General features: G+C 65.7%; 10 protein-coding genes. 6 read left to right on the forward strand and 4 right to left on the reverse strand.

What is annotated here, in order from left to right; translation table 11 throughout:
• Window positions 1–152 precede the first annotated feature (152 nt).
• Window positions 153–959, reverse strand: a complete 807-nt coding sequence (locus tag C7I84_RS29000) for an undecaprenyl-diphosphate phosphatase (RefSeq protein ID WP_106775688.1) — start codon at window positions 957–959, stop codon at window positions 153–155.
• Between the two features lie 249 nt (window positions 960–1208).
• Between C7I84_RS29000 and C7I84_RS29005 the strand changes: the two genes are divergently transcribed.
• The 6 genes from C7I84_RS29005 to fabI all read left to right on the forward strand — a co-directional run bounded on the left by C7I84_RS29005 (window position 1209) and on the right by fabI (window position 6951).
• Window positions 1209–1901: a glutathione S-transferase family protein gene (locus C7I84_RS29005; RefSeq protein WP_106775689.1), complete on the forward strand. Its 693-nt coding sequence runs from the start codon at window positions 1209–1211 to the stop codon at window positions 1899–1901.
• Window positions 1882–3045, forward strand: coding sequence for a tRNA epoxyqueuosine(34) reductase QueG (gene queG / locus C7I84_RS29010; protein WP_106775690.1), 1164 nt, complete (start codon window positions 1882–1884; stop codon window positions 3043–3045). Before C7I84_RS29005 ends, queG begins: the two co-directional genes overlap by 20 nt.
• Window positions 3046–3108: 63 nt before the next feature.
• Window positions 3109–4020 (forward strand): SDR family oxidoreductase, encoded by a 912-nt coding sequence (locus C7I84_RS29015; protein WP_106775691.1) that lies wholly within the window; start codon window positions 3109–3111, stop codon window positions 4018–4020.
• Between the two features lie 197 nt (window positions 4021–4217).
• The gene (gene fabA / locus C7I84_RS29020; RefSeq protein ID WP_165816258.1) at window positions 4218–4784 is read left to right on the forward strand and encodes a 3-hydroxyacyl-[acyl-carrier-protein] dehydratase FabA; all 567 of its coding nucleotides are present in this window, start codon (window positions 4218–4220) and stop codon (window positions 4782–4784) included.
• A 33-nt stretch (window positions 4785–4817) separates the two neighbouring features.
• Entirely contained in the window at window positions 4818–6035 is a 1218-nt protein-coding gene (gene fabB / locus C7I84_RS29025; RefSeq protein ID WP_106775693.1) for a beta-ketoacyl-ACP synthase I, read from the forward strand.
• A gap of 106 nt (window positions 6036–6141) precedes the next feature.
• Window positions 6142–6951, forward strand: a complete 810-nt coding sequence (gene fabI, locus C7I84_RS29030; protein ID WP_106775694.1) for an enoyl-ACP reductase FabI — start codon at window positions 6142–6144, stop codon at window positions 6949–6951.
• A 1-nt stretch (window position 6952) separates the two neighbouring features.
• Here the strand turns inward: fabI and C7I84_RS29035 are convergent, their stop codons facing one another.
• The 3 genes from C7I84_RS29035 to rpsO all read right to left on the reverse strand — a co-directional run bounded on the left by C7I84_RS29035 (window position 6953) and on the right by rpsO (window position 10842).
• Window positions 6953–7966 carry a class I SAM-dependent methyltransferase gene (locus tag C7I84_RS29035; RefSeq protein WP_106775695.1) on the reverse strand — a complete coding sequence of 338 codons (1014 nt, stop codon included), beginning with the start codon at window positions 7964–7966 and terminating at the stop codon, window positions 6953–6955.
• Window positions 7967–8114: 148 nt separating this feature from the next.
• On the reverse strand, window positions 8115–10262 hold the full coding sequence (gene pnp, locus C7I84_RS29040; RefSeq protein WP_106775696.1) for a polyribonucleotide nucleotidyltransferase: 2148 nt from the start codon (window positions 10260–10262) through the stop codon (window positions 8115–8117).
• A gap of 310 nt (window positions 10263–10572) precedes the next feature.
• Entirely contained in the window at window positions 10573–10842 is a 270-nt protein-coding gene (gene rpsO / locus C7I84_RS29045) for a 30S ribosomal protein S15 (RefSeq protein ID WP_106775697.1), read from the reverse strand.
• Between the last annotated feature and the right edge of the window lie 448 nt (window positions 10843–11290).

Consider the following 11290-nt stretch of genomic DNA (forward strand, 5'->3'; position numbering starts at 1 on the left):
ATCAAAGGCCGAATACATGACCGCTCCAGACTTGCGCCGTAACTGCCATTTGCCTCTTGCCCAAGCGGGGCCGTCCATACATGACGACGCAGAGTTGTCTGCCGCTCCGATACAACTCATATGCGATTGCCCCCGCCAGCGGGAGAAGAAGCTCACCCGAACGCGTAGAGCGCCGCCAGCCCGAGCGTGCCGACGATCAGCCGCCACCAGGCGAACAGGGCAAAGCCGTGGCGCGAGACGTAGTCGAGCAGGTAGCGCACGACGATGACCGCCATGACGAACGCCGCGACGAAGCCGGTCGCGATGATCGGCAGGTCGGCCGCCGACAGGATGTCGCGGTTCTTCATGAGATCGTAGGCGAAGGCGCCGGCCATGGTCGGCATGGCGAGGAAGAAGGAGAATTCCGCTGCCGAGCGCTTGTCGGCGCCCATCAGCAGGGCCCCGACGATGGTGGCGCCCGAACGCGACGTGCCGGGGATCATGGCGAGGCACTGGAAAAATCCGATCTTCAGGCAGAGCGACAGCGGAAAATCCATCGCCTTGTCGTAGCGCGACTTCAGCGCCATGCGGTCGACGGCAAGCAGCACCAGTCCGCCGAGGATGAGCATGATGCAGATCAGCTTCGGCGTCTCGAACAGCACCGACTTGATGAAGCCGTGCGCCAGCGCGCCGATCACCGCGGCAGGCAGGAAGGCGATGAGGATGCCGATCACGAAGCGGCGCGCCGAAGGATCGTGCGGCAGCGCGGCGGCGATCTTCAGCAGGCGCGCCGAATAGACCGACAGGATGGCGAGGATGGCGCCGAGCTGGATCAGCACCTCGAAGGCCTTGCCGGTCGACTGGAAGCCGAGGAAATGGCCGGCGAGCAGGATGTGGCCGGTGGACGAGACCGGGATGAATTCCGTCAAGCCCTCGAGCAGCCCGAGCATCAGGGCGTCGACGATCGTCTGGTTTTCCATGAACGGTTTCCGGTGCGCGTCAGGACATTCTTCGATGGTGTTCCGGCTCGGCGCCAGGAGCGAAGCCGGCGAAGGCGGTTCGGGTGGCACTATCTGAGTCGCGCACCCGGCTTCAAGCGATGCGGTTGCTTGTCACGGCGCGGCAACCCTCCTATAGGTCTTGCGCCTTAACGCCCTGTTGACGAAGGCCGGCGACGCTTCTATCCGCGCAGACCTCACTCCGCCAGTCCGTTCAATCCTCGCAGGACCATGCTGACGCTTTTTCATCACCCCATGCTCGCCTCGTGCCGTTTCGTCCGCCTCGCCTTCGGCGAATATGGCGAGGAGCTGGCGCTGATCGAGGAGAAGCCGTGGACCCGGCGCAAGGAGTTCCTGTCGCTCAACCCGGCCGGCTCGCTGCCGGTGCTGCTGGCGGAAGGCGACGTGCCGATCGTCGGCGCGCAGGTGATCAGCGAATATATCGACGAGACGCGCGGCGTGCTCAAGCGCGAGCGCCGGCTGTTCGCCGAGGACCCGATGCAGCGCGCCGAGATCCGCCGCCTCGTCGACTGGTTCCTCACCAAGATGGAAAGCGAGGTGACGCGGCATCTGGTGCGCGAGCGCGTGCTGAAGCCGATGATGCCGGACACGCTCGGCGGCGGCGCGCCCGATTCGGCGGCGATCCGCGCGGCGCGCGCCAACATCCGCCAACACCTCAAATACATCAACTGGATGGCCGGCACCCGCCATTGGCTCGCGGGCACGCGCCTGACCTATGCCGATCTTGCCGCCGCCGCCGCCATCTCGACGCTCGACTATCTCGGCGAGATCGACTGGCGCGAGCACAACGCGGCGCGCGAATGGTATACGCGCATGAAGTCGCGGCCGTCCTTCCGGTCGCTGCTCAACGACCGGGTGCGCGGCCTGTCGCCGGTGTCCCACTATGCGGACCTCGACTTCTGAGGCTCCGGCCTCCGTCCGCCGCTTCCTCGAGCGCGAGGCGAAACTTGCCGGCTTCGATTGCGTTGCCGTGACGTCCCCCGACGCGATTCCGCTCGCGGCGGAACGGCTGGCCGATTTCGTCCGCCAGGGCCTCCACGGCTCGATGGCGTGGATGGAGGAGAAGCTCGCCAGGCGCGGCGATCCGCGCACGCTGTGGCCGGAGGTGCGCTCGATCGTCATGCTGGCCATGAACTACGGCCCGGCACATGATCCGCTGGCCGTGCTGGAGCAGAAGGACAGCGCCGCCATCTCCGTCTATGCGCAGAACCGCGATTATCACGACGTCGTCAAGGGCAGGCTGAAGGGCGTCGCCGGCAAGCTCGCCGCCAGGACCGGCTGCGACGTGAAGGTGTTCGTCGACACTGCGCCGGTCATGGAGAAGCCGCTGGCGCAGGCCGCCGGCATCGGCTGGCAGGGCAAGCACACCAATCTGGTCAGTCGCGAGCACGGCTCCTGGCTGTTCCTCGGCACGATCTTCACCACTGCCGCGCTCGCCCCCGACCGCCCGGAGACCGACCATTGCGGCTCCTGCCGCGCCTGCCTCGACGCCTGCCCGACCGACGCCTTTCCGGCCCCCTACCGGCTCGACGCGCGCCGCTGCATCTCCTACCTGACCATCGAGAACAAGGGGCCGATCCCGCGCGAATTTCGCGAGAAGATCGGCAACCGCATCTATGGCTGCGACGACTGCCTTGCCGTCTGTCCCTGGAACAAGTTCGCGCGCGAGGCCTCCGAGGCCAAGCTCCGGGCGCGCGAGGACCTGCGCGAGCCCAAGCTTGCCGACCTGCTGGCGCTCGACGACGCGGCGTTCCGCACGCTGTTCTCCGGCTCGCCGGTCAAGCGCATCGGCCGGGATCGATTCCTGCGCAACGTGCTGGTCGCAGCCGGCAATTCTGACGACGCTTCGCTGATCGCGCCATGCACGGGCCTGCTCGACGATGCCTCGCCGCTGGTCCGCGCCGCCGCGGTCTGGGCCCTGAGCCGGCTTCTGAAGGCTGAAGTCCTGCTGGAGCTCATGCGGGACAGGACCGACGCCGATCCGCTCGTGCTTGACGAATTGCGGGCGGCGGTCGAGGCTGCGGAACGTCAGGTCGAAGACGCCTGACGAGCAGCATCCCGGCGCCGTTCCTGCGCGCCCGTCCCCCGTTCCGTCATCTTCGGAGACTGCATGAACATCTTCATCTTCGGCGCCGGCTATTCCGGAAAGGCATTCGCCGCCGCGAGGCCCGACGCCGGGATCGCGATCGCCGGCACGACGCGGTCGGCCGAAAAATTCGGCGCCCTGGAAGCGGCCGGCATCGTGCCCTTGCGGTTCGACGGCAGCAGCATCTCCGGCGAGATCGCCGGCGCCCTGGCTGATACCACCCACCTGATCGTCTCCATTGCGCCGGACGAGGGCGGCGATCCGGTTCTCAACCTGTTCGGCGATCTCCTTCGCGAAAAGATGCCGCGGCTTGCCTGGATCGGCTACCTGTCGACCGTCGGCGTCTATGGCGACCATAAGGGCGCCTGGGTCGACGAGGCGTCCGAATGCCGGCCGGTCTCGGCGCGCTCGCGCCTTCGGCTGGAAGCCGAGCAGGCTTGGCTGGCGCTCGGGCGCGAAAAAGGAGGCCTGCCTGTCGCCGTCCTGCGGCTGTCCGGCATCTACGGGCCGGGCCGCAACACCTTCGTCAACCTGCGCGACGGCACGGCGCGGCGGCTGGTCAAAAAGGACCAGGTGTTCAACCGCATCCACGTCGCCGATATCGCCGGCGCGCTCTGGCACCTTGCGCAGCGCGATCTCGGCGGTGTCTTCAACGTCACCGACGACCTGCCGGCGCCGCCGCAGGACGTTGTGGCCTATGCCGCCGCGAAAATGGACGTCGAGCCGCCGCCCGAAATTCCGTTCGAAACGGCCGAGCTGACGCCGATGGCGCGTTCCTTCTACGGCGAAAACAAACGCGTCTCCAATGCGCTGATGCGCCAGGCCGGCTATGGTTTTCGCTATCCGGATTACCGCGTCGCCCTCGATTCCATGTGGGCCGACGGAAGCTGGCCGGGTGGCCGCACCGACGCCCGCAGTCCGATGCGGCGGGGTTGATCGAGCCGCGAATGCAAGGTTCCCGGCGATTCCGGGGGTGGTCAAGGTTTGCGGTGAAAAAACGCGCATCCGCCGCTTCCGCGGGCGCTCCGGCATGTGTCCGGAGCCGACAGCGCATTGACCGGGCGGGGCCGGCAGGATAAGCGCTAACGTCGAGTTTCTGGCCTGAAACGCTTCGTGATAGCGGTGCGGGCCGGATGCAGGGGTGCGGCCGGGCGCCGGACTTCGAAACTGAGCGCGGAGACCTGACTGCGGTGGCGAAATCGAGCTACAACTACGAAGACCTGCTGGCCTGCGCACGCGGCGAGCTGTTCGGTCCCGGTAACGCGCAGCTGCCCTATCCACCGATGCTGATGTTCGATCGCATCACCGAGATCAGCGAGACCGGCGGCGCCTTCGACAAGGGCTTCATCCGCGCCGAATTCGACATCAAGCCGGACCTCTGGTTCTTCGGCTGCCATTTCATAGGCAATCCGATCATGCCCGGCTGCCTCGGCCTCGATGCCATGTGGCAGATGACCGGCTTCTTCCTCGGCTGGCTGGGCGAGCCCGGCAAGGGCATGGCGCTGTCGACCGGCGAGGTGAAGTTCAAGGGCATGGTCACGCCCTCGGTCAAGAAGGTCGAATACGGCGTCGATTTCAAGCGGGTGATGCGCGGTCGTCTGGTGCTCGGCATCGCGGATGGCTGGTTGAAGGCCGATGGCGAACCCATCTATGCGGCATCCGACCTGAAAGTCGGCCTCGCCAAGCAACCTGCTGCCTGACGGACGCCGCCAAGACAATACGAGGAGCGCAGTATGAGACGAGTCGTTGTGACAGGCCTCGGTGTCGTGTCCTCGATCGGCAACAATGCCGCGGAAGTGGAAGACTCCCTGCGCCACGCGAAATCCGGGATCACCCGTTCCGAAGATTTCGCCGAGCATGGCTTCAGGTGCCAGGTGTGGGGCAAGCCGACGCTCGACCCGACGGAGCTTGTCGACCGCCGCGCCATGCGCTTCCTGCACAAGGGCGGCGCCTGGAACCATGTCGCCATGACCCAGGCGATTGCCGATGCCGGGCTGGAAGAGAGCGACATCACCAACGAACGCACCGGCATCATCATGGGCTCCGGCGGTCCGTCGACCAGGACCATCGTCGAGGCAGCCGAGACCACGTTGAAGAACAACAGCCCGAAGCGCATCGGACCGTTCGCCGTGCCGAAGGCGATGTCGTCGACGGCCTCGGCGACGCTCGCCACCTGGTTCAAGATCCACGGCGTGAACTATTCGATCTCGTCGGCCTGCTCGACCTCGGCGCACTGCATCGGCAACGCCTACGAGCTCATCCAGTGGGGCAAGCAGGACATCATCTTCGCCGGCGGCCACGAGGACCTCGACTGGACCATGTCGAACCTGTTCGACGCCATGGGCGCCATGTCGTCGAAATACAACGACAGCGCCGCCACCGCCTCGCGCGCCTATGACGTCAACCGCGACGGCTTCGTCATCGCCGGCGGCGCCGGCGTGCTGGTGGTGGAGGAGCTCGAGCATGCCAGGGCGCGCGGCGCGAAGATCTATGCCGAGGTCGTCGGTTACGGCGCCACCTCGGACGGCTACGACATGGTCGCGCCCTCCGGCGAGGGGGCGGTGCGCTGCATGAAGCAGGCGATTGCCACCGTCGAGAGCCCGATCGACTACATCAACACCCACGGCACCTCGACCCCCGTCGGCGATTCGCGCGAGATGGCGGCGATCCGCGAGGTGTTCGGCGACAGGATGCCGGCGATCACCTCGACCAAGTCGCTCACCGGCCATTCGCTGGGTGCCGCCGGCGTGCAGGAATCGATCTATTCCATCCTGATGATGCAGGGCGGCTTCATCGGCGAGAGCGCCCATATCGAAAACCTCGATCCGGAATTCGAGGGCATGCCGATCGTGCGCAAGCGCATCGACAACGCCAAGATCGATGCCGTGCTGTCCAACTCGTTCGGCTTCGGCGGCACCAACGCGACGCTGGTGTTCCAGCGATACAACTGAGCGATTAGTGGATAGCGAATAGGGAGTAGCGAATAGCGAGTAGATTCGCGATTCTATTCGCTATTCGCTACTCCCTATTCGCTCTATTCATCAAGGACCCTTCACGATGACCCCACTTATGCAAGGCAAGCGCGGCCTCGTCATGGGTGTCGCCAATGATCATTCGATCGCCTGGGGCATCGCGCAGAAGCTGGCCGAGCACGGCGCGTCGCTCGCCTTCACCTATCAGGGGGAGGCCTTCGGCCGCCGGGTGAGGCCGCTGGCGGACAAGGTGGGCACCTCGCTGGTGCTGTCCTGCGACGTGGAAGACAGTGCCTCGGTCAGCAGCGTCTTCGAGACGCTGGGCAACGAATGGGGCAGGCTCGACTTCATCGTCCACGCCATCGGCTTCTCCGACAAGAACGAGCTGAAGGGCCTCTACGCCGACACCAGCCGCGAGAACTTCATCCGCACCATGGTGATCTCCTGCTATTCCTTTACCGAGGTGGCACGCCACGCCGCCGCGCTGATGACGGAGGGCGGCTCGATGGTCACGCTGACCTATGCCGGCTCGGTGCGCATCATGCCGAACTACAACGTCATGGGCGTCGCCAAGGCCGGGCTGGAGGCGAGCGTCCGCTACCTCGCCAACGACTACGGCCCGCGCGGCATCCGCGTCAACGCCATCTCCGCCGGTCCGGTGCGCACGCTGGCCGGCGCCGGCATCTCCGACGCCCGCTACATGTTTTCCTACCAGCAGCGCAACTCGCCGCTCAGGCGCACCGTGACGCTGGATGAGGTCGGCGGCTCTGCGCTCTATTTGCTGTCGGATTTATCGTCGGGCGTCACCGGCGAGATCCACTATGTCGATTCCGGCTACCATATCGTCTCGATGCCGACGCTGGACGAGCTGAAGCGGAGCGACGCCGGGCAATGACTTACCGCCGCGCGGCGATCACCTTGAAGGTTCTGTCGCCGGCGATTTCCTTGAACTCCGAAACCACGTCTGCCAGCGTTCTTTCGTAAGGAAGCTGGCGGTTGGCGACCAGAAAAAGCCGTCCGCCCGATTTCAACGCGGCAGCGGCCGTCTTGATGATCGCCTGCCCGAGCGACGGTTCGGCTTGCCGGCCGGTGTGGAAGGGCGGGTTCATGACGATGGCGTCGTAGCGCTCCGAAACCGGCTCGCCGGCGAGGTCGTGCCAGAAGAAGCGGGTCGGGACGGCGATCTCCGCCAGATTGGCCTTTGCCGCCTCGAGCGAGGCGAAATCGGCCTCGTAGAGGTCGATCGATTTGGCCCGCGCGCAGCGCGCGGCGACTTCGGCTGCGAGATAACCCCAGCCGGCACAGAAATCCGCGACATGGCCGGAAAGATTGTCGGGCAGGCTTTCGGCGAGCAATTTTGAGGCGGGGTCGATGCGGTCGTGCGAAAACATGCCGGGCGCGGTGCGGAAACGGCCTTCGACCAGCGTCGGCGGATTGGCGGCGCGAAGAACGCTGGCGGCGTTTGCGGCCGCTTCCGTTCGCCGGAACCAGAACGCGACGCCGTGATACTTCGACAGATGATCGTCGATCGCCGCCAGACCATCCATCCGCTTGCGCAGGCTGGCGATGCCGTCATCCTTGCTGCCGGCAACCACGATCAATCCGCCGGGCTTGGTGCGGGTGATGGCTTCGGCGATGCGCAACTCGTTCTCGCCGCGGTGGCGGCCGGCGAGCACCAGCGCCGCGTCGAAATCGCTTCCCTCGGGAGCGGGGTGGACGGTGCGGCCCTCGCGTTGCAGGGCGAGATGGAGCGGGCGAAAACCCTGGATGGCGACGATGTCCGTCGAGAAGTCCGACGGCGGCCGAAAACCCGGTTCCGCGCCGAGGAAGAGCACGCGCTGGCCGTTGCCAGGTACCGGGATAGCATCCGCCTCGAAGGGGTGGAGCAGGGTTTTGAGGGCCTTCTTCATGCGAAGAATGCCAATGTCTGAGGGCCTGACACCCTACGTCGCCCGGTCATGAAAACCCCCTCGACGTCTTTTCCGCTGGCTCGATCGTTCATATTAAAACGGGCGCGGCTTTCACCGCGCCCGTCTCGAGTCCAGATGCAGCGCCCGATCAGGCGGCGTTTTCTTCGCCGTCCTGCCTCTTCTCGCGGGCGAGTTCCTTGCCGGTCTTCTGGTCGACGACCTTCATCGACAGGCGGACCTTGCCGCGCTCGTCGAAGCCCATGAGCTTGACGAACACCTTGTCGCCTTCCTTGACGACGTCGGTGGTCTTCTGCACGCGATCGCTGGCGAGCTGCGAGATGTGGACGAGGCCGTCGCGCGGGCCGAAGAAGTTGACGAAGGCGCCGAAGTCGGCGGTCTTGACCACGGTGCCCTCGTAGATCTCGCCGACTTCCGGCTCGGCCACGATGGTGTGGATCCACTTCTTCGCCGCCTCGATCTCCTTGGCGTTGGCCGACGCGATCTTCACCGTGCCGTCGTCCTCGATGTTGATCTTGGCGCCGGTCTTCTCGACGATCTCGCGGATCACCTTGCCGCCCGAGCCGATCACTTCGCGGATCTTGTCGGTCGGGATGTTCATGACCTCGATGCGCGGCGCGAACTCGCCGAGCTCCTTGCGGCCTTCCGACAGCGCCTTGGCCATCTCGTCGAGGATGTGCTGGCGCCCGCCCTTGGCCTGGTCCAGCGCCACCTTCATGATCTCCTCGGTGATGCCGGCGATCTTGATGTCCATCTGCAGCGAGGTGATGCCGTTGGAGGTGCCGGCCACCTTGAAGTCCATGTCGCCGAGATGGTCCTCGTCGCCGAGAATGTCCGACAGCACGGCGAAGCGCTCGCCTTCCTTGATCAGGCCCATGGCGATGCCGGCCACCGGCTTCGCCAGCGGCACGCCGGCATCCATCAGCGCCAGCGAGGTGCCGCACACGGTCGCCATCGACGACGAGCCGTTCGATTCGGTGATCTCCGAGACGACGCGCAGCGTGTAGGGGAACTGCTCGACCGTCGGCAGCATCGGACGGATGGCGCGCCAGGCGAGCTTGCCGTGGCCGATCTCGCGGCGTCCCGGCGAGCCCATGCGGCCGGTCTCGCCGACGGAGTAGGGCGGGAAGTTGTAGTGGAGGAGGAAGGTCTCCTTGTACATGCCGGTCAGCGAGTCGACATACTGCTCGTCCTCGCCGGTGCCGAGCGTCGCCACCACCATGGCCTGCGTTTCGCCGCGCGTGAACAGCGCCGAGCCGTGGGTGCGCGGCAGGATGCCGACTTCCGAGACGATCTTGCGGACGGTCTTCAGGTCGCGGCCGTCGATGCGGCTGCCGCTGTCGAGGATGTTCCAGCGGACGATCTTGGCCTGCAGCTCCTTGAACACCGAGCCGACCTGCTCGGCAGACCATTTCGTCTCCTCCGCGCCTTCCGGCAGCAGCACCGCCTTCACCTTGGCCTTGGCGGCGTCGACGGCGGCGTAGCGCTCCTGCTTCACCGTGTTCTTGTAGGCGGCGCGCAGCTCGTCCTCGATCAGGCCGAGCATGGTGGATTCGAGCTCGGACAGGTCCGGAACGACATGATCGCGCGGGTCCTTGGCGGCCAGCTCGGCGAGCTGGATGATCGCGTCGAGGACCGGCTGGAAACCCTTGTGGCCAAACATGACGGCGCCGAGCATGACGTCCTCGGGCAGCTCCTGCGCCTCGGATTCGACCATCAGGACCGCCTCGCCCGTGCCGGCGACGACGAGGTCGAGCTTCGACTCGCCCATCTCGTCGATATGCGGGTTGAGCTTGTACTCGCCGCCGATATAGCCGACGCGGGCGCCGCCGATCGGACCCATGAAGGGAACGCCCGAGAGCGTGAGCGCGGCCGACGTGGCGACGATCGCCAGAACGTCCGGATCGTTTTCCAAATCATGCTGCATCACGGTGACGACGATCTGGGTGTCGTTCTTGTAGCCGTCGGCAAAGAGCGGGCGGATCGGGCGGTCGATCAGGCGGGAGACCAGCGTCTCCTTCTCGCTCGGACGGCCTTCGCGCTTGAAATAGCCGCCGGGGATTTTTCCGGCCGCATAGGTCTTTTCCTGGTAGTTGACGGTGAGCGGGAAGAAGTCGAGGCCGGGCTTCGGCTCCTTCATCGAGACGACGGTGGCGAGAACCACGGTCTCGCCGTAGGTGGCGAGCACGGCGCCGTCAGCCTGGCGGGCGATCTTGCCCGTCTCGAGGATCAGCGGCCGGCCGGCCCATTCGATTTCTACTTTGTGATGATTGAACATGTCTTGTCCTTGCTGTGCGGGCGGCGCCGCGTCGGCTTCCGCCGGCAGCGCCTCCCCTATTGGCTTCGGTTCGGACGAGCCACGGGCAAGACAGCGGGAGGTCCGGATCGTCGGCGCATCGTCGGGCGCCTCCGGGCATCCTGCAATCCTGCCCCATGACCGGTCCATGGGCGGCTCCGATCCTGCCTGTGGGATCGGGCCGGTGGAGCGCCAGGGCCGCTTCGGCCTGTCGCGCTCCGCGGGCAGCGCCTGGCGCATGCCCGAATGCGCGACCGGCGGACCTTCGAGGGAAGGCCCGCCGGTCAGTTCGTCAGCGGCGCAGGCCGAGCTTCTCGATCAGCGTCGAATAGCGGCCCTCGTCCTTGCCCTTCAGATAGTCGAGCAGGCGACGGCGCTGCGACACCAGAGCAAGCAGGCCGCGGCGGGAGTGGTTGTCCTTCACGTGGCCCTTGAAGTGCTCGGTGAGGTTCTTGATCCGCTCCGACAGGATGGCGACCTGCACTTCCGGCGAACCCGTGTCGCCGGTCTTGGTCGCGTATTCCGTCATCAGTTCTTTCTTGCGATCAGCAGTGATCGACATCGCGTTTTTCCTTGATGGTTGGAGGAAACGGGACGCCCACAGCCGGGATGTCGTCCAGCAGGGGCCGTTTTCATCGCTCGTTTGCATGCGATGGCGCGCATATAGGGCAATTCCCGCACAAAAGCCATAGCGTTTGTGATGCGCCGGCGTGGAGGCACCTGGGACGCTGCCGCATGGTCTGCGCGACGGCTGGAACGAGCGCGGGCGCCGGGGACAGTTACCTTTTTTCGGCCCGCGCGACGTCTGGACTGCTACGGCCTTTCTGCCGAAAGAAAGTAAACTGTCCCCTGTAGCCAAGCTCCATCCTCACCACGCCCTGCATCGCAGTCTGGCCATTGAAAGGAAAGTGCGGGAAGCGGGGCGCGGGGCCGAGCCTCTCTAAGTAAAGTACGTGGCGCGGTGACCCGCGCCCCGCCGGCGTTCTTGCCCGTCCGCTAGCTCTGCATTT

It is taken from the genome of Kumtagia ephedrae (assembly GCF_003012745.1).
Taxonomy (GTDB): Bacteria; Pseudomonadota; Alphaproteobacteria; order Rhizobiales; family Rhizobiaceae; genus Kumtagia; species Kumtagia ephedrae.